At 67.6% G+C, this 18,547-nt stretch carries 13 protein-coding genes; 9 read left to right on the top strand and 4 right to left on the bottom strand.

What is annotated here, in order from left to right:
* Window positions 1–129: 129 nt before the first annotated feature.
* From OG394_RS10920 to OG394_RS10910, 3 genes are read right to left on the bottom strand one after another with little or no spacing between them, the layout of a single operon-like run.
* Window positions 130–2,490, bottom strand: coding sequence for a transglutaminase family protein (locus OG394_RS10920; protein ID WP_328995040.1), 2,361 nt, complete (start codon window positions 2,488–2,490; stop codon window positions 130–132).
* Window positions 2,487–3,773, bottom strand: coding sequence for a DUF58 domain-containing protein (locus tag OG394_RS10915; RefSeq protein ID WP_328995039.1), 1,287 nt, complete (start codon window positions 3,771–3,773; stop codon window positions 2,487–2,489). The genes OG394_RS10920 and OG394_RS10915 overlap by 4 nt, the downstream gene beginning before the upstream one ends.
* 2 nt (window positions 3,774–3,775) lie before the next feature.
* Window positions 3,776–4,756 (bottom strand): AAA family ATPase, encoded by a 981-nt coding sequence (locus OG394_RS10910; RefSeq protein ID WP_442914282.1) that lies wholly within the window; start codon window positions 4,754–4,756, stop codon window positions 3,776–3,778.
* A 449-nt stretch (window positions 4,757–5,205) separates the two neighbouring features.
* Here OG394_RS10910 and mraZ point away from each other — a divergent pair, with 449 nt between their 5' ends.
* The 4 genes from mraZ to OG394_RS10890 all read left to right on the top strand — a co-directional run bounded on the left by mraZ (window position 5,206) and on the right by OG394_RS10890 (window position 9,768).
* The gene (mraZ, locus tag OG394_RS10905) at window positions 5,206–5,637 is read left to right on the top strand and encodes a division/cell wall cluster transcriptional repressor MraZ (protein WP_328995038.1); all 432 of its coding nucleotides are present in this window, start codon (window positions 5,206–5,208) and stop codon (window positions 5,635–5,637) included.
* A gap of 315 nt (window positions 5,638–5,952) precedes the next feature.
* The gene (gene rsmH / locus OG394_RS10900) at window positions 5,953–6,921 is read left to right on the top strand and encodes a 16S rRNA (cytosine(1402)-N(4))-methyltransferase RsmH (protein WP_328995037.1); all 969 of its coding nucleotides are present in this window, start codon (window positions 5,953–5,955) and stop codon (window positions 6,919–6,921) included.
* On the top strand, window positions 6,921–7,523 hold the full coding sequence (locus OG394_RS10895; RefSeq protein ID WP_328995035.1) for a hypothetical protein: 603 nt from the start codon (window positions 6,921–6,923) through the stop codon (window positions 7,521–7,523). The genes rsmH and OG394_RS10895 overlap by 1 nt, the downstream gene beginning before the upstream one ends.
* Before the next feature lie 499 nt (window positions 7,524–8,022).
* A complete protein-coding gene (locus tag OG394_RS10890; RefSeq protein ID WP_328995034.1) occupies window positions 8,023–9,768 on the top strand; it encodes a peptidoglycan D,D-transpeptidase FtsI family protein in 1,746 nt (581 codons plus the stop codon).
* A gap of 793 nt (window positions 9,769–10,561) precedes the next feature.
* Here OG394_RS10890 and OG394_RS10885 read toward each other — a convergent pair.
* Window positions 10,562–11,772, bottom strand: a protein-coding gene (locus tag OG394_RS10885; protein WP_328995032.1) for an IS3 family transposase whose coding sequence is annotated in 2 segments (ribosomal slippage) — window positions 10,562–11,499 and window positions 11,499–11,772 — 1,212 coding nt in all. Because the reading frame shifts where the segments join, the coding sequence is not laid out codon by codon here.
* 438 nt (window positions 11,773–12,210) lie between these two features.
* Between OG394_RS10885 and OG394_RS10880 the strand changes: the two genes are divergently transcribed.
* The 5 genes from OG394_RS10880 to murD all read left to right on the top strand — a co-directional run bounded on the left by OG394_RS10880 (window position 12,211) and on the right by murD (window position 18,547).
* Window positions 12,211–12,453, top strand: a complete 243-nt coding sequence (locus OG394_RS10880; protein ID WP_328995031.1) for a hypothetical protein — start codon at window positions 12,211–12,213, stop codon at window positions 12,451–12,453.
* Window positions 12,454–13,045: 592 nt separating this feature from the next.
* A complete protein-coding gene (locus OG394_RS10875) occupies window positions 13,046–14,650 on the top strand; it encodes a UDP-N-acetylmuramoyl-L-alanyl-D-glutamate--2,6-diaminopimelate ligase (protein ID WP_328995030.1) in 1,605 nt (534 codons plus the stop codon).
* Complete coding sequence (locus OG394_RS10870; RefSeq protein WP_328995029.1) at window positions 14,647–16,047, top strand: UDP-N-acetylmuramoyl-tripeptide--D-alanyl-D-alanine ligase; 1,401 nt, start codon at window positions 14,647–14,649, stop codon at window positions 16,045–16,047. Before OG394_RS10875 ends, OG394_RS10870 begins: the two co-directional genes overlap by 4 nt.
* The gene (gene mraY, locus OG394_RS10865; RefSeq protein WP_328995028.1) at window positions 16,044–17,108 is read left to right on the top strand and encodes a phospho-N-acetylmuramoyl-pentapeptide-transferase; all 1,065 of its coding nucleotides are present in this window, start codon (window positions 16,044–16,046) and stop codon (window positions 17,106–17,108) included. Before OG394_RS10870 ends, mraY begins: the two co-directional genes overlap by 4 nt.
* The gene (murD, locus tag OG394_RS10860) at window positions 17,105–18,547 is read left to right on the top strand and encodes a UDP-N-acetylmuramoyl-L-alanine--D-glutamate ligase (RefSeq protein WP_328995027.1); all 1,443 of its coding nucleotides are present in this window, start codon (window positions 17,105–17,107) and stop codon (window positions 18,545–18,547) included. Before mraY ends, murD begins: the two co-directional genes overlap by 4 nt.

The raw sequence follows: 18,547 nt of genomic DNA, 5'->3' as shown, positions 1-18,547 counted from the left end.
ATTCGCCCGCGGACCCGAGCTGACCAAGGTGGCCCGCCGCGGAAGCGGTCGAATCCAGACGAATCGACGCAGTGCATAAGTGGTGCCCTCAGTGCATAAGTGGTGCCCATCAGTGCATAGGTGGTGCCGTTAGGGGGTGGTGTGGCGGCCTCGGCGGGGGAGGAGGGTGGTGCGGAGGCGGGCTAGGGCCAGGTCGAACTCGTCTAGGAGGTCGCTGGCTTCGGCGCTGCCTCGGTTGAGGTACCAGCGCCAGGACGGCGGCAGCAGGCGGGCTCGCCAACGCCGGGTCCACTTCGCGGTTGACCAGAGGGCCTTGCGGACCTCTTCCGCCTCTTCCCGCAAATCGACGTCCGTGAAGGCGACGCCGGCGTACCGAACCGCCTCGACACCTCGCGCCAGGCGGATGACCGCCGGGTGGCTCGACTCAGGAAGGTGCTCGCTCAGCCAGTCGCCAAGCTGGCGCGGCGTAGCAGTATCGGACCAGTCGAGCCCGATATCCCGGCTCGTGTCGCGCACCTCGGCCCACAGCCCTTCGGCACTAGGCCTGCCAGGCGGACGGAGGAAGCGCCGCCGCCGCGTCAACGTCCGGATGAGCCACGGGACGCAGAGCAGCAAGAGGATCCCGACGACGCTGACCACGACCGTCGAGCCGCCGCTGTTCCACCAGTTGGTGCTGGTCGTGCCGCCGGCGGCACCCTTCTCGTCCGGGAAGTTCCGCCCCGGGTTTAGCGGGTCATCGGGGTTGGTCGTGGGCGTCGTGGTCGGCGTGCTGGTGGGCGCGCTCGTCGGCGTCGGCTCATCGACGGGATCGTCGTTCGACATCGACCACGCCGGCGGCGTCGCGATGCGCTGTGCCGGGGTCGGCTCGAACCGGACCCAGCCGCTGCCCTCGAAGTACAACTCGGGCCACGCGTGCAGGTCGTGCATCTTGATCTGGTGCGCCTTGCCACCCTTGATCGGCGTACCCGGCAGGAAGCCGACGCCGACCCGGGACGGGATGTCGAGTGTGCGGGCCATCAGCGCCATCGCGGTCGCGAACTGCTCGCAATAGCCCTCACGGCTGCTGAACAGGAAGTCGACGATGGCGTTCATCCCGCTGCGCCGATCGGCGTTCAGGCTGTAGGTGAAGTTGGCCGGGTCGCGGAAGTACGCCTGCAGTAGCGCGGCCTCTTCGTAGTTGTTGCCCTTGGCCGCCTTGGTGATGTCGCGGGCGAGGTTCCTGATCCTGGGCGGAGTGCTGGCCGGGACCTCGCTGGTGAACTGGTCCGGCTCGTTCACGGTGTTGGCACTGCGCAACTCCGCTTCGGTCGGATTCACGTCGTACGCCGTGAGCTCGTACTTGATACCGGCGGCGGTGCGGCTGTTGGCCGACGTGATGGTGAGCATGGACTGGTCGTACTGCCATTTGTTGCCGAGGTTCACCGATTGCACCGGGTACGGCGCGGGGGCGAAGGCGGTGCGCAGGTTGCGGTTGACGTCGATCTTGTAGCGGTTGACCGCAACGGTCGACAGGTCCTTGTTCAGACCCGGCGGCCGGCTCAGCGCGCCCTCGATGCGGGTGCCGGGTGGCGGCGTCGACATCTGCCAACTCCGCCCGTTGAAGAGATCGAGCGACGTGAGCCGCAGGTACGTCGCGGGGCCGGTGTAGGTGATCGCCTCGAGGTTGTCGCCGCGGCGGAGGTTCTTGCCCATGTCGAGCATCGTGTCGCCGGGCGTGATCGAGGCGCCGAGGCCGCTACCGCCGCCACCCTGCAGGCCGTTACCGACCACACCCTCGGGCAATGCGGGCAGCAGCGCGGGCAGCACCACGGCCAGAGCCACCACGCTCAGGCCGATTCGCCGGCCGGCCTGGCCGAGGGCCGAGGCCTCGACCGGCTCGGTGCCGTCCAGCTGGGTGACGCCGGAGATGCGACGGCCCCAGCGGCTGAGCCGGGAACGACCCTCCGCGGACAGCAGCACGATGTAACCGACGGCAGGCGGGACGAACAAGATGGCGGGCAGTCCGCCGTGCACGGTCGCGGCCGGCACGGTGTACATCATCAGGAGCAGCAGCCCAGCCCAGGCCGCCTGCCGCATCTGGACCGCGATCACGTGGATCAGCAGCCCGGTCCCGGCGATCACCGAGGCGGCGAACACGGTCAGGTGGCTGTCCGGCGGCAGGGGTGCGCTGAAGCGGTTGATCGCGTCCATCGCGCGGACCAGCTGGTCGTTGTAGGCGATCAGCGTGTCGCGCCACGGGATCAGGCCGAACTTCAGCGTGGAGCGCAGGAACATCATCGAGATCAGCTCGATCAGCACCGCCAGCTGCACCACCGGCACGACGTATCTCGGGATGCGCCAGGTCTGCAGCAGGATGCCGGTGCCGGTCACGATCGCGCAGATGAAGGCGCTGATGAACAGGAACGGCCCGGCGAACACCGGCACGAGCACGATCGAGCCGAGAATCGTCGCGCCCCAGGCCGCGATCGAGATCCTGACATGTCCGGTCATGCGATCCGTCCGCTCCTCAGTCCGAGCGCCGACCAGACCGTCGGCAGGTGATCGCCGCGCTGGATGCGGGCGACCCGCCAGCCGCTGCGACGCAGTTCTTGTTCAGTGGCGTCCGTCCGAGACCGCAGTCGCGCGGCCTTGTCGGTGCCGTCGAGCTCGCCGATCCAGCTGGCCGCGTCGATCAGCAACGCGATCCCAGTGGCCTGGCCGGTACGCCAGCGGTTCAGCGCGGTGATGTCCTCGCGGTTGCAGATACCGACGATGGCGACGACCAGACTCGGATCCTGGGCTTGCCGGTCGACGGTCAGCAGCGGCGAGATCTCCGCATAGCGATGCTCTTCGACGGTCGCGCACTCGGTCAGCAACGCCTGCGGGCTGAGCGGTTGATGCACCGCGGCCGACGACCGTCGGGTGATGGCGGCGATGGTGGTCGGCCCACCGAGCATGGTGGTGACGTAGCCGCGGCGGATCACGTCCTGGCCGATCGAGGCGGCCGCGGTGACAGCCCATTCGAGGCTGGACGACGGGCCGTGACCGTGATGCGAACCGGTACGCGCGTCGATGAAGATCGAGCAGCGGCTCTGCCAGGGCTGTTCCTCCCGGCGCACCATCAGCGAACCCCGTCGCGCGGTCGAGCGCCAGTGCACCCGGCGCAGGTCGTCACCGTCGCGGTACTCGCGAACGGTCGCGTCCTCCTCGCCGGCAGCCGCGATCGCGCGCGGCCGGTTCTCGCCGGATCCGGCCCGATCAGTGCCAAGCCGTACGGCGGGAAGTTTGTGGACGCGAGGCGTGACCAACAGGTGCTGGCTTCGCGCGAAGGTGCGGCTCGTCTCGACCAGGCCGAACGGGTCCGCCACCGTGAGCATCAGCGGGCCGACTTGGTACAGCCCGCGCACGTCGGACTTGACCGTATACGTGACTACGCGTTTCCAGTTCGGGCTGACGCGGTCGACGACGAAACGCGGCCGGTGCCCGAGCACGTACGGGATGCGGTCCTCGAGTAGTAGCAGTCCGGCGGGCATGCGGCCTTGGTTGCTCAGGGCAAGCTCCACCGTGGCCGTCGTACCGACCGGGACCTGGTCCGGCGCCAGGCTGCGCCGAACCTGCAGGCGCAACCGGGTGCGACCGACGACGAGCGCGGCCACCAGCGGCAGCGCGATCAGCAGGATGCCGACCCGGAGCAGGTCCTTCTGTCCTAACAACAAGGCGCACAACGACGCCGTCCCGCCGGCCGCGACGAACGCGCGCCCTCGGGTGGTGAGTCCTCGAAGGGCTTGCCGCATCGTCAGTCCCGGCGGTTGCGCGGCAGCGGTACGGACGCGACCAGACCGGCGATGATGTCCTCGGCGCCACGCCCACCGAGGTGTGCCTCGGCCGCGGGCAGGACCCGATGCGCCAGCACCGGTACGGCGAGTTGCTGCAGGTCATCCGGCAAAACGAACTCGCGGGCGTCGAGGGCAGCGGCGGCGCGAGCGGCGCGAACCAGGTGCAGCGTGGCGCGCGGGCTGGCGCCGAGGCGCAGCTCCTGCGAACGACGGGTCGCCCCGACGAGCGCCACGGCGTACTCCTTGACGGCCTCGGAGACGTGCACGGTGTGAACGGTCTGCACCAGCCGGGCGATCTGCTCGCCGTCGGTCACGGGCTGCAGCGAGTCCAGCGGTTCGGCGGCGGCGTGCCCCTCGAGCATGGCCAGCTCGGCGATCGGCGATGGGTAACCCATCGAGACACGGGCCATGAACCGGTCGCGCTGCGCCTCGGGCAACGGGTAGGTGCCCTCCATCTCGATCGGGTTCTGGGTGGCGACCACCATGAACGGCGCTTCCAGGTGGTACGTCGTGGTGTCGACGGTGACCTGGCGCTCTTCCATACATTCCAGCAGCGCGGCCTGGGTCTTCGGCGAGGCACGGTTGATCTCGTCGCCGACGACGATGTTCGCGAAGACGGCGCCGGGCTTGAACTCGAAGTCGCGGATCTCCTGGTTGAAGACCGACACGCCGGTGATGTCCGACGGCAACAGGTCGGGGGTGAACTGGATCCGGCGGACGGTGCAGTCGATCGACCGGGCCAGTGCCTTGGCCAGCATGGTTTTACCGACGCCCGGCACGTCCTCGATCAGCAGGTGACCCTCGGCCAGCAGCACGGTGACCGCCGTCTCGACCACGTCGGGTTTGCCCTCGATGACCTCTTCTATGGCGGCGCGGACCCGCTTCGCCACATCCGTGAGCTCCTGGAAGTCCGATGCCGAGCTCGTTGCGGTGGTGCTCACCCTGGGTCCTCCTGGGATCGATTGTCAGCCGCCTCATTCTCACCTGCCCACAGGGGCGCGGGGAGAGCGAGGACCGATTCGTTACTCCGACGCCGGGAGGGGCCCCGAAGTTCGGCTCAGTGCCGTGACCGTCCCCAGACCGAGCGTGCGCAGGCCGTTCCTTCAAGCGTACGGGTCCGACACCAGCCCGTCCGCTGCCAGCCGAATGTGGCTCCGCTGGGAACCCGCTGTGACCATCGGCGGCCGGGTTCGGTACCGACAGTCATCGCGTCGGCGCGGACCGTTTCCCGGCTCATTCCAGAGCCAACGGCGGGCGCGGCGCGCGGGGAGCGAAACGGGGTGAAGTTGGTTGACGGTGGGGCAAAGTGGAGTATGGTGGAGCGCAGTGGTACTGCAATGGTGGAAAAAGCTCAACCTGAGTCGGGTCACCGCAACGGGGAGGTGGAGCGATGTTCCTCGGAACTCACTTCCCCAAGCTCGACGACAAGGGGCGGCTGTTTCTGCCGGCGAAGTTCCGGGACGAACTTGCCGAAGGCCTCGTGCTAACCCGCGGGCAGGAGCGATCGCTCACTGTCTGGCCCGAAGCGGAGTTCGTTCAACTGACCGAGCAACTGAAGCAGGCGCCGATCACCAACAAGGGTGCGCGGGACTATCTGCGGATGTTGTTCGCCGGGGCCTCCAACGAGGTGCCGGACAAGCAGGGCCGGGTCACCATCCCGCCGATGCTCCGCGATTACGCAGGACTGGATCGCGAGTGTGTCGTCATCGGGGCGATGAACAGGGTGGAGATCTGGAACACGGAGAGCTGGAATCGGTACTCCGCGGAGCAGGAGCAGGCATTCGCCGACCTGTCCGAGGAGGTCCTGCCCGGCATCTTCTGAGCCAAACCGTGATGGGTCCGGACGTCTTCGTCCGGCGAGATCACGGGTCCGACTTCCGACCTCCGCCCACTGGCATCACTTCCCCGGTGCCAGTGGAAGAGGTACTTCCCCGGAAGACGTACCCGCGATCTGGCCGGACGACGGCCCGGCCTTTCGGCTCCCCGCCCGGGGCGTACACAGGAGTCCACGCACGCAGCACACGTCGTACCGCAACACCAGCAGTGTCAAACCCGCGGGGGCAGGGTCGCCTTTGCGGCTATGGAAGGGTCGAGATGTTCACTGAGTGCGGGACCGTGCCGGGACGGGTGGGCTGACATGTCAGCTCAGCCGCCTAGCCACGTGCCCGTGATGGTGGACCGGATCATCGCGCTGCTGGCTCCCGCACTGACCAAGCCCGGTGCCGTTGTCGTCGACGCCACGCTCGGACTCGGCGGACATTCCGAGGCCATCCTGAACGCGTGCCCCGAGGCCCGCCTGATCGGGCTGGACCGCGACCACAACGCACTCCGCCTGGCCGGTGAGCGCCTCGCGCCGTACGGCGAACGAGTCGACCTCGTGCACGCGGTGTACGACGAACTGCCACGCGTGCTCGACGACCTCGGTATCGACGCGATCGACGGCATCCTCTTCGACCTGGGCGTTTCCTCGATGCAGCTGGACGAGGCCGAGCGCGGTTTCGCCTATGCGCAGGACGCGCCGCTGGACATGCGGATGGACGACACCACCGGCATCACCGCGGCGGACGTCCTCAACACTTACAGCCCGGCCGACCTGGCGCGGATCCTCTACCAGTACGGCGAGGAGAAGTTCGCCCGCCGGATCGTGGACCGGATCGTCGCCGCTCGCGAAGAGGAACCGTTCACCACCAGCGCGCGTCTTTCCGAGCTGGTGCGATCGGCCATTCCCGCGGCGACGCGACGGACCGGTGGACACCCGGCCAAGCGCACGTTCCAGGCGTTGCGGATCGAGGTGAACGGCGAGCTGGAGGTGCTGCGGCGCGCGCTGCCGGCCGCCATCGAGGCGCTCGCGCTGCACGGCCGGATCGTGGTGATGAGCTACCACTCGCTGGAAGACCGCATCACCAAGCAGACGCTGGCGGTCGGCACGCGTAGCGACGTACCTGATGACCTGCCGGTGATCCCGGCCGGACACGAGCCGTACCTGAAGCTGCTCACCCGTGGGGCTGAGCGGCCTACCGAAGAAGAACTCGAGGCCAACCCTCGCTCCGCGTCCGTGCGGGTGCGGGCGGCCGAGCGGATCCGGACGAGAGGACTGGTGGCCTGATGAGCACAGTCTTCAGCCAGGCCCGCGCCCGCGTGGCGAACCTGCAGCCGGGTGTCGGAAAGCCCGCGCCAAAGACCAAGACGCCGCCACGGCTGAGGGTGGTGCACGGTGCGCCGTTCCGGCCGCCGCGGATGCCGTTCGTGCTGTTCGTGGTGGCGTTGCTGGCGGGAGGCCTGATCGGCCTGCTGCTGCTCAACACCGAGTTGCAGCGCGGCACGTTCCAGATCACCAGCCTGCAGGCCGAGACCAGCCAGTTGCGGGACAACCAGGAGGCCCTGGAGCGCCAGGTCCGCACGCTGGAGTCCCCGCAGAACCTGGCCGATCGCGCGCTGCGAATGGGCATGGTGCCGAACCCGAACCCGGTGTTCCTGCGCCTGTCCGACGGCAAGGTGCTCGGCGTGCCCGCGGAGGGCAAGGCCGGTACCGGGACGCAGATGTTCGTCCAGCTGCCGCCGGTCAAGCCGATCGACCGGCCGGGGGTGCAGCCGACGCAGCAGATCATCCAGCCCTCGACGCCGGTGAACCAGACCACCAAGCCGCCCATCAAGCCGAATGGCCAGCAGAACCAGGCAGCGAGGACGACAACTTCCAACGGGGGATGACTGGATGACCGAACGACGAGGTTCGGACGAGCCGCCACGCAAGCGGAGCGCCCGCGACCCGCAGGGCCGGGGCGACCCGCGCCGTGGGGCTCCGCGCAAGGGCTCTTCGTCGGGGCCGCGTCAGGGCTCGTCGCGTCGTTCGGCCGCTACGGAGGGTGGCCGTAGCGATACTTCTAAGTCTCCTAAGTCTTCCAAGTCTTCTAAGCCGCGGAAGCGGCCTGCAGATGATGTACGTCGTACTCGGGCTGCAAGTGATGCGAAGCCGCGGAAGAAGGCTGAGCCGGGTCAGCGACCTACTACGCGTACTGCCGCGGAGCGGAAGGTACTAGCCGAGAGGCGGGCTAAAGCCGCTGCGAAGGCTGGTAAGTCTGGTGCGTCCAAGAAGGCTGCAGTAAAGAAGGCACCGGCCAAGAAGACTGCTGCTTCCAAGAGGCCCGCGTCGTCGCGTGGGCGCGGGCCGACCCGTCCGCCGCGTAAGCCGCGCCCGAAGAAGCCGCCGATGACGTTGCGGCTCGGGCGTCCGGCCGTGCGGTTGCGGGTGACGTTCGGCGTGATGGCGTTCGTGCTGTCGTTGTTCGCGGGACGCCTGATCATGTTGCAGGGCGTCGATCCCGACTCGTACAAGCTGGCCGCGTCCCGCGAGAGCGCCAAGTCGTACATCCTGCACGCGTCGCGTGGTGCCATCCTCGACCGCAACGGCGTGCCCTTGTCGGTTTCGGAGGACGCCGTCGCGGTCACGGCCGACCCGTCGCAGACGCGGAAGAAGGCCCGGGACATCGCGACGATCCTGCACCGCAAGCTGCCCGGTTCGTCGTACAGCGATCTGCTGAAGGGATTGGTCAAGCCCAACAGCAAGTTCCAGTACCTCGCGCGCCGGGTGACGCCGAAGGTGTGGAAGGCGATCAAGGACGAGCTGACCGAGAAGAAGCTGGTCGGCCTCTACACCGTCGCGGACCCGGTCCGCACCCACCCGAACGGCACGATCGCCGCCAACGTGATCGGCTTCGTCGGTGCCGAGGGCAAGGGGATGGCCGGCCTGGAGTACGGCCTGAACACCGAGTTGTCCGGTGAGGACGGCAAGGCGATCTACCAGGTCGACGGCCGCGGCAACCGGATCCCGCTGGCCAACCACACCGTCGCCGAGCCGAAGCCGGGCGTCAGCGCGCAGCTCACGCTGGACCGCGACCTGCAGTGGTTCGCGGAGAAGCGGATCGAGCAGGCGGTCAAGCAGTACAAGGCCGAAGCCGGCGTGGTCATCACGATGGACGTCCAGTCCGGCGAGATCCTTGCCATGGCCAACTATCCGACGTACGACCCGGAGAACCCCGGCAAGGCGGCCAAGGGTTCGGTGACGAACCGCGCGCTCGAGCAGACCTACGAACCGGGCAGCGTGCAGAAGGTCGCGACACTGGCCGCGCTGGCCGACGCCGGGCTGATCTCGCTCGACACCAAGCTGAGCGTGCCTGGGGTCTACCCGGTCAATGGTGTGCGGGTGAAGGACCACTGGGACCACGGGACGTTGAAGCTGACGATGGCCGGCGTGATGGCGAAGTCGTCGAACGTCGGCACGATCATGGCCGCGCAGACCATGCCGAAGGCGCAGTTCGTCGACTACCTGCATAAGTTCGGGTTTGGGGAGCCGACTGGGATTGGGTTCCCGGGTGAGAGCAAGGGGCGGCTGCCTCCGGGGGATGAGTGGAGCGAGTTGTCGCGGTCGAACGTGGCGTTTGGGCAGGGGTTGTCCGCGTCTGCCGTACAGATGGCGGCAATGGTGAACAGCATCGCCAATGGTGGAACGTACGTGCCGCCGAAGTTGGTGAAGGACTTCATCGACGCCAATGGCGTGGCCACTCCGGCCGAGTCCGACCCGTCGCGCCGCGTGGTGAGCGAGGACGCGGCTCGCCAGGTGACGACGATGATGGAGGCCGTCACGGGCGAGGGCGGTACGGCGGATCTGGCGCGGATTCCGGGGTATCGCGTGGCCGGCAAGACGGGTACGGCGCAGCAGGTGGATCCGAAGGCTCCCGCCAAGGGCTACACCAAGTGGGCCACGTCGTTCGCCGGCTTCGCGCCCGCGGACAAGCCCCGCTTCGCGACGTACGTGGTCCTGCAAAACCCGACCAACGGCCGCAGCGGCGGCCTGCAGGGTGGGCCTGTCTTCCGGGATGTGACTAGCTACGCGCTGCAGAAGTACGGCGTCCCGCCGACTGGTGCAGCGTCGCCGAAGGTCCCGCTTAGCTGGTAGTCGGTAGTCGGTGGTCGGTTGGGGTAGTCGGTGGGGTCTTTGTGCGGGTGGTGTTGGTTGCACCCGTCCCCCTGAGTTCTTGCGAATTGTCAGGTGGACCCGGGCCGCGTCAAGGGTTCCATCGGCTACCGCCGACGCTAACGCGCCCTTGACCCGACCCGGGTCCACCAAAGGCAGCGGGCTATCAGGGGGACGGGTGAGGTCTGCCCGTTTGCCACACGCCTCCCGTCCACTTGCTACGCGTCTCCCGTTCACGAATTTCCTACGCGCCTTCCGCTCACGAAATGGCGAGTGTTGTGGGCACCCCTCCCACGAGGTGCCTCCTTATGCGCCCACCAGCGCAGCCCACCCCGCCCGCGTCTCCCATCGGTACCAGCGGCACTCCCTATTCCGGGGGTCGACCCTCGGAATGGGGAGTGGACTCGCCAGATTTGGAGGGTCGACCCCCCATTCCGGGTGCCGACCCCCGGAATAAGTGCGGCGCATCCCGATGTGGGGCAGCGCTTCGCTATGTGGAGGGGCGCCTCCCGATTTGGTCGGCGTCTCGCGATTCGCGGGGGTTAACCCCCACGGTGATGGGTTAGACCCGTGATCGGAGGGGCTAACCCGGGATCTTGGGGGTTAACGTCTGAGATTCTGGGTTCCGGGCTGTTTATTCGGTGCCGGAACCCAGGACTTCAGGGGACAAGCGCTTACCCGCGCCACAATCCACGACTCGACGCACATCGAGGGCCGCATACGCAGCTTCCCCACCAGGCCGGACTGGGCTTGCCCCCGGGTGGTGGACACCGGGTTAAGCGGCTTTGGTGGCCGTGGGGTGGTGGTGTGTGAGTTCGAATTGTATGGGGCTGGTCATGGCGAGGGCGGAGTGTCGGCGGCGGCGGTTGTAGACGTGCTCGATCCAGCTGCTGACGGCTTGTTTGGCCTGGGTGTGGGTGGTCCAGGTGTGGCGGTAGTAGAACTCGACTTTCAGGGTCGCGAAGAACGATTCGGCCATGGCGTTGTCCCAGCAGACGCCGGTGCGCCCGACCGAGCAGGCCAGGTTGTTCGCGGTGGCGAACTTGCTGATCTGGGTTGAGGTGTATTGGGTGCCGCGGTCGGCGTGGAACACGACCTGGTTCGGTAGGTGCCCGCCGCGTTGTTTGATGGCCATGGCCAGGGCGGCCTGGACCAGGTCGGTGTGCAGGTGGTTCTCGATGGCCCAGCCCAGTGCCCGGCGTGAGCAGGCGTCGCGCACGACCGCGAGGTAGAGCCAGCCTTGCTGGGTGTGCAGGTAGGTGATGTCGGAGATCCAGACCCGGTCCAGCCGGCCGGCATCGAAGACCCGGTTCACCAGATCCGGGTGTGGGACCGGGTCGTGGTCGGGCATGGTGGTGATCTTGAACGGGCGCGGTGAGATGCCCTGCAATCCCAGTGCCGCCATGGTTTTCGCGACGGTTTTGCGCGTCACTGTCACCTGCGCTGCGCGGAGTTCGGCGGTGATCCGTGGTGCCCCGTAGACCCCGTCGGAATCGGCATGGGCCTGCACGACGTGGGCCGTGATCTGTTCGCGGCGCTGCTCGCGTGGCCCTGGACCGGCCTGTTCGCGCTGGTGCCAGGCGTAGAACCCTGACCTCGACACGTTCAGCAACGCACACATCCGGGTGATGGGGAAGGTGGCCTTCTGCGCCTCGATGAGCTGGTAGGCATCTACCGGTTCTTGTCGGAGGCGAAGAAGGCCGCTGCTTTTTTCAGGAACTCCCGGTCCTTCTTCAACTCCGAGTTCTCCTTGCGCAGCCGCGCCAGCTCGGCCCGCTCGTTCACGTCCAGCGCGCTTGGCCCCGCACTGCTGGTCTCAGTCTCGCCCGTCCCATCACCGCCCCGCTCTTCAGCGACCCAACGGCCAAGCATCTGCGCACCCAGACCAAGCTCACGGGCCACCTGAGCGATCGGCCGACCCGAATCAATCACCAGCCGGGCAGCCTCCCGACGATACTCCGGCGTGTACATCCTGCGTCTACCCATAACGACATCCTTCCCGGGAGATCAACGATCCCGCTAGCGAAGGTGTCCACTCATCGGGGCAAGCCCAGGACGTTTTCGCGGCCGGAAAACGTCCAGTCCGGGTAGGAAGCGACACCGCCGGCATCCCTGCGCGGCAAACCGGTAGCGAGCGGCAAGGCGTGTAGCAAACGGCCAGACTTCACCCGTCCCCCTGATAGCCCGCCGTACTTGGCCGGAGCGGGCCGGGTCAAGGGCGCGTCAGCGTCGCCGCTAGGCGATGAAGCCCTTGACGCGGACCGCTCCGGCCTGACCATGGCGACCACTCAGGGGGACGGGTGCCCACCGAACTCCGGGCTTTCGTCGGGGTCTCCAGGGGCCGCGCACTGGCGAGTTGACGGTGAGTGCGTTTCCGTTGCAGGAGCAGCAGAATGGTCACGTGTACGGAAAGCGGTGGGTGCGGTGAGCGAAGAGATCTGGCCGGTGACGATCGTTCCGGCTCGTTACGGGGGGACGTATGAGCCGGGACCTTGGCTTGCGTTCCCGAACCATCCGGACGCGCTCCCGATCGACTGGGATGCAGGCGACCTCTTGGCGGGCCGCTACTACGCCGAGCACTCACAAGAGATGGGTGCAGGCATGACGCCGAGCGAGGCGTATGAAGACCTGAAGCGGATCATGCAGGAGCGGTCCAAGCGACGGTGATGCCAGAGCGGCAGCTGGGCAAGCACGCAGATGCGAGGTGTTGCGAAGAGCGACATCCCCACAGTCGGGAGAACCGGTAGCTGGAGCGGCGTGCGTCAGCGCACCCGCGACACGGTCTGTCGCGGTGATCCAGCTCTGGCGCTTCCGGGAGCGCGTGCCGCGGTCCCCGACGCTCTTACTCGCCCCCACCGCAACGACCCATAGGTGACCCTCTGGGCGTGACAGCGAATTGTGGTCCGCAGCGTGTCCGCCAGGTGTCGCTCACAGTCAAACCCGCCGCGAACGATTGCTGACCTGGTCACCAGTCCCACGAGTGAGAGCTCGTCGAACTCCACGACCCCGACCGAGCGGATCTTCGGTCAAACAAAACGCGTCCACTGAACGTCAAGCAGATGCAGTGGGACAACGTGAGTGGGCGCGACCACACAACGCGCACGGACGCGGCGACGTAACGCGCACGGACGCGGCGACACAACGCGAGTGGATGCAGCCGGAGCAGGGCGAGCGGTTGTGGTGACGCAGGGCGAGTGGGTGCGGGGCGGCGGTGCCAGGAGCTGTGGCGATACAAGGCGAGCGGGAGTAGTGGCGGAAGGTGATCGAGGTGGAGGGGCGACCGGAGGTGAAGGGGCGGGTGGGAAAGGGGGTAATCTCTGGGGCCGTGTCTTCTCCCACCCCTGCGGGCGGCGCTGTGGCCGCTTTGCGACCTCGGTCAGTCGTTCCGGTTCCACTCGAAACGCTCGCGCCGATAGCTCACGCGCCCACTCCCGCCAATGTGGTGGGGACGGTCGTTACTGGGGTGACGCTGGACTCGCGGTCGGTTAAGGCGGGTGACCTCTACGCGGCATTACCAGGCACGATTACGCACGGTGCCGCCTTCGCCAATCAGGCCAAGGACGCCGGCGCGGTCGCGATCCTCACCGATCCCACCGGCGCGGAGCGGGCCAAAGCGACGGGCCTGCCAGTCCTCGTCACCGACAACCCGCGCGAGGTCCTCGGCGCCACGGCCGCGAAGATCTACGGTGAGCCGACCGAGGGGCTTCACTTGCTCGGAGTTACCGGGACGAACGGGAAGACCACCACGTCGTACCTGCTTGACTCGGTCTTGCGGAGGCTCGGGCCCGCGGCGATGGTCGGCACGATCGAGACCCGTGTTGGGGATGAGGTCGTGAAGAGCGTCCGTACGACGCCGGAGGCCACCGACCTGCAGGCGTTGTTCGCCGTAATGCGCGAGCGTGACGTCGAGTGGTGCTCGATGGAGGTCTCGAGCCACGCCCTCGCCATGGGCCGGGTCGACGGCGCACGATTCGCGGTGGCCGGGTTCACCAATCTCACGCAGGACCATCTGGACTTCCACAAGACGTTCGAGGAGTACTTCGCCGCGAAGGCTGCGCTGTTCACGCCCGAGCGGTGTGACCTGGCGGTCGTCAATATCGACGATGAGTACGGTCGACGGCTCGCCGCGCTGACGGTCGAGCGCGATCTCCCGCTGGTGACAGTTGCGCTCAGCCGGGAAGCCGACTGGCAGGTGACGGGCCGCCATCGCTCCGAGCACGGCACCACCGTGCTCGACATGACGGGTCCGGGCGAGCGCCTGACGGTCGAGATCGGCCTGCCGGGCGAGTTCAACGTCGCGAACGCGCTGCTGGCCGTCGCCATGTTGCGCCAGATCGACGCACCGGCCGACGCGATCGCTAAGGGCTTGGCGACAGCCGCCGTCCCCGGACGGATGGAGACTTTCAGCCGGGCCGACGGGGTGAAGGTGGTCGTGGACTACGCCCACACCCCGGATGCGGTCGAGCTTGCGCTGCGGGCCGCGCGGACCGCTACCAAGGGCCGGGTCATCGCCGTGGTCGGATGTGGCGGTGATCGCGATCCCGGTAAGCGTCCGGCGATGGGTGCGGCCGCAGCCCGCGCGGCGGACGTGGTGATCGTGACCGACGACAACCCGCGCAGCGAAAACCCGGCCGCGATCCGGGCCACCGCGATCGCCGGAGCGAAAAAGGCCGTACCGGACGTGGATCTGCGCGAGGTGGGCGACCGCCGTGACGCCATCGCGGCCGCGATCGAGCTGGCCGGGCCCGGTGACACCGTCGTCGTACTCGGCAAGGGCCACGAGACCGGCCAGGATGTGAACGGCGTGATCCACCCGTTCGATGACCGTCAGACCGTGCGTGAGCTGTTGGAGGCGACCCGGTGATCCCTGTCAGCTGTGGCGATATCGCCACGATCGTGAAGGGTGAGCTGGTCGGTGCCGACCCGTCAGCCGTGATCGACGGCCCGGTGGTGATCGACTCCCGCAAGGCCGCACCGGGTGGCGTGTTCGTGGCGCTGCCGGGGGAGCACGTCGACGGTCACGAGTACGTCGGCAAGGCGACCGAGGCAGGCGTCGCGATAAGTCTGACGTCACGCGCGATCGAGGGCAGCCCGTGCCTGGTCGTCGAGAACCCGCAAATAGCGCTTGGACTCGTCGCCAAGTACGTGATGAGCAAGTTGCCGGGCTGCCTGGTCATCGGGCTGACCGGTTCGCAGGGCAAGACCAGTACGAAGGACATGATCGCCCAGCTGCTCACGCCGTACGGGCCGACGATCGCGCCGGAGGGTTCGTTCAACAACGAGCTCGGGCATCCACTCACCGCGCTGCAGGCCGACGAGAACACCCGGTACCTGGTGGCGGAGATGGGCGCGGCCCAGATCGGCGATATCGCGTACCTGGCCGGCATCACCCCGCCGAAGATCGGCATCGTGCTGAACGTCGGCACCTCGCATATCGAGCAGTTCGGCGGCAGCCAGGACAACATCGCGCTCGGCAAGGGCGAAATGGTCGAGGCCTTGCCCGAGGACGGTACGGCGATCCTGAACGCCGACGACCCGCGCGTGGCCGCGATGGCCGACCGTACGAAGGCCAAAGTCGTGACGTTCAGTCAAAACGAGAACGCCGACGTGCGAGCGACCGACATCGTGCTGGACGACCAGGCCCGCGCGGGCTTCACGTTGCATCTGGGAGGCGAGCAGTACGCCGTACAGCTGCAGCAGATCGGTGAGCACTACGTACCGAACGCGCTCGCGGCAGCGGCGGCGGCCCACGCGGCCGGGCTGGACCCGCAGCAGGTCGCCGACGGGCTCAACGCGGCCACAGCCGGCTCGAAGTGGCGTATGGAGGTCACTGAGCGGCCGGACGGCGTCACGATCATCAACGACGCGTACAACGCCAACCCCGAGTCCGTCCGGGCCGCGCTGAAGGCCCTCGCGGCCATCGGTCGCAGCCGGGGAGCGCGGACCTGGGCGGTGCTGGGCGAGATGCTGTCCCTCGGCGCGGCGTCCACGGAGCTGCACGACGGTATCGGCAGACTGGCGGTACGGCTGGACATCAACCGGCTGATCGCGGTCACCGAGGGGGCGCGGCCGATCCACCTCGGCGCCAACCTGGAAGGGTCGTGGGGCAATGAATCGGTCTACGCCGAGGACATCGATGCGGCGCTGGCCATCCTGCGCGCCGAGCTGGCGCCGGGTGACGTCGTGCTGGTGAAGGCCTCGCACGCCCTCGCCTTCGAGCATCTCGCCGAGGCACTGATCAAGGACGGTGAAACGGCGTGAGGGCGATCCTGGTCGCAGGCGGCATCGCCCTGATCGTCACGCTGCTCGGCACCCGGCTCGCGATCGCGCTGCTGGCCAGACGCGGTTACGGCCAGCTGATCCGCGACGACGGCCCGACGAGTCACCACACCAAACGCGGTACGCCGACCATGGGCGGCACCGTCATCATCGTCGCCACCCTGGTCGGGTACTTCCTGGCCAAGCTCGCCACCATGCGGGCCCCATCGGCCTCGGCGCTACTGGTGCTCTTCCTGTTCGCCGGCCTCGGCGCGGTCGGGTTCCTCGACGACTTCATCAAGATCTTCCGCCAGCGCAGCCTCGGGCTTCGCAGCAAGGCGAAACTGGCCGGGCAGACCCTCGTCGCGGGCACGTTCGCCCTGCTCGCGCTGCAGTATCCGGACGATCGCGGGCAGAGACCGGCCTCACCGTTCATCTCGTTCATCCGCGATATCAACTGGCTGCACCTGTCCGCCGCGCTGCTGGTGATCTGGGTGCTGCTGCTGATCGCCGGTATGTCCAATGCCGTCAACCTGACCGACGGCCTCGACGGGTTGGCAACGGGCGCCTCGATGATGGTGTTCGGCGCGTACACCCTGGTCGGCATCTGGCAGTTCAACCAGAGCTGCGTGGTCGCACCCGGCGCCAAGTGTTACGAGGTGCGAGATCCGCTAGACCTCGCAGTCGTCGCGGCCGCGTTGACCGGCGCGTGTTTCGGCTTCCTCTGGTGGAACGCGTCGCCGGCCAAGATCTTCATGGGCGACACCGGTTCGCTCTCCCTCGGTGGTGCGCTGGCCGGTCTCGGCATCATGACCCGGACCGAGCTGCTGCTCCTGCTGCTGGGCGGCTTGTTCGTCATCATCACCGCCTCGGTGATCCTGCAGGTCGGCTTCTTCAAGGCGACCAAGGGCAAACGCTTGTTCCGGATGGCACCACTGCAACATCACTTCGAGCTGCTCGGCTGGGCTGAAGTGACGATCGTGATCCGGTTCTGGATCATCTCCGGGCTCTGTGTGGCGACCGGACTCGGATTGTTCTACGCGGAATGGGTGGCCGGCGGATGAGTCTCGAAACCAGGACCGATGACGGGTGGGCGACGACCCGGTTCGTCGTCGGGGGGTTCGGCACGGCCGGGTATGCATGCGTTGACTCGCTGCTGCAGGTCGGCGCCGAGCACGTGATCGCGCTCGACGACCGCGATACCGAGGCGCTGCGCGAGCAGGCCCAGGTGCTGGAAACACTCGGCGCCACGATCAAACTCGGCGAGGGCAGTACGACGACCCTGCCGGACGAGGTCGATATCGTCATCACCTCGCCCGGGTGGTCGCCGAACACACCCCTGCTGGTCCAGGCCGCCGAGCGCGGTGTGCCGATCTGGAGCGAGATCGAGCTGGCCTGGCGCCTGCGCGATCCGGCCAACGCGGCGCCCTGGTTGTGCGTCACGGGCACGAACGGCAAGACCACGACCGTGCAGATGCTGACGTCGATCCTGACCGCGGCCGGCCGTCGTGCCGTTGCCGCGGGCAACGTCGGACTGCCGCTGCTCGAGGTCGTGATGGACCCCGAGCCGTACGACGTGATCGCGGTCGAGCTCTCGTCGTACCAGCTGCACTACACGTCGTCGATGTCGGCGCACTCCGCCGTCGTACTGAACCTCGCGCCGGATCACGTCGACTGGCACGGGTCGATGGACGCGTACGCCGCCGACAAGGGCCGGATCTACGAGAACTGCCAGGTCGCGTGCATCTACAACGTCGCGGATGAGGCAACCGAAGAACTGGTCCAGAACGCCGACGTGATCGAGGGTTGCCGCGCCGTCGGTTTCACCCTGGGCACCCCGGCGATCTCGATGGTCGGCATGGTGGACGACCTGCTCGTCGACCGGGCCTTCGTCGAGCAGCGCGCGTCCTCGGCGCTCGAGCTCGCCGCGTTGAAGGACGTCAATCCGCCGGCCCCGCACAACGTGGCGAACGCCCTCGCGGCAGCCGCGTTGGCGCGCGCCTTCGGCGTACCGGCGACGGCGGTTCGCGATGGCCTGCGGGCGTTCCAGCTGGACAAGCACCGGATCGCGCACGTCGCCGATGTCGAGGGCGTGACGTACGTCGATGACTCGAAGGCGACGAATCCCCATGCCGCGCAGGCATCCCTGCTGGCGTACGAGCATGTCGTCTGGATCGCCGGGGGGCAGGCCAAGGGCGCGAGCTTCGACGAACTGGTGGAGGCGGCGAAACTGCGTCTCCGCGGTGTCGTCCTGATCGGGCAGGACCGCCAGGTGATCGCCGACGCACTTGGCCGACACGCGCCCGATGTCCCGGTGATAGTCGTCGAGTCAACGGACACTGGGGCGATGGCACAGGTGGTGACGGAGGCGGCGAAGCTCGCGCAGGCGGGCGATACCGTGCTGCTCGCTCCCGGTTGTGCGTCATGGGACATGTTCGCCAACTACGGAGCCCGTGGGGACGCCTTCGCTGAGGCAGTGCGCCGACTGGGCTCCACCGGCTGA

Source organism: Kribbella sp. NBC_01245 (assembly GCF_036226525.1).
GTDB lineage: Bacteria > Actinomycetota > Actinomycetes > Propionibacteriales > Kribbellaceae > Kribbella.
Note: the sequence above shows the minus strand (reverse complement) of the source record. Positions and strands in the feature narration are given on the sequence as shown.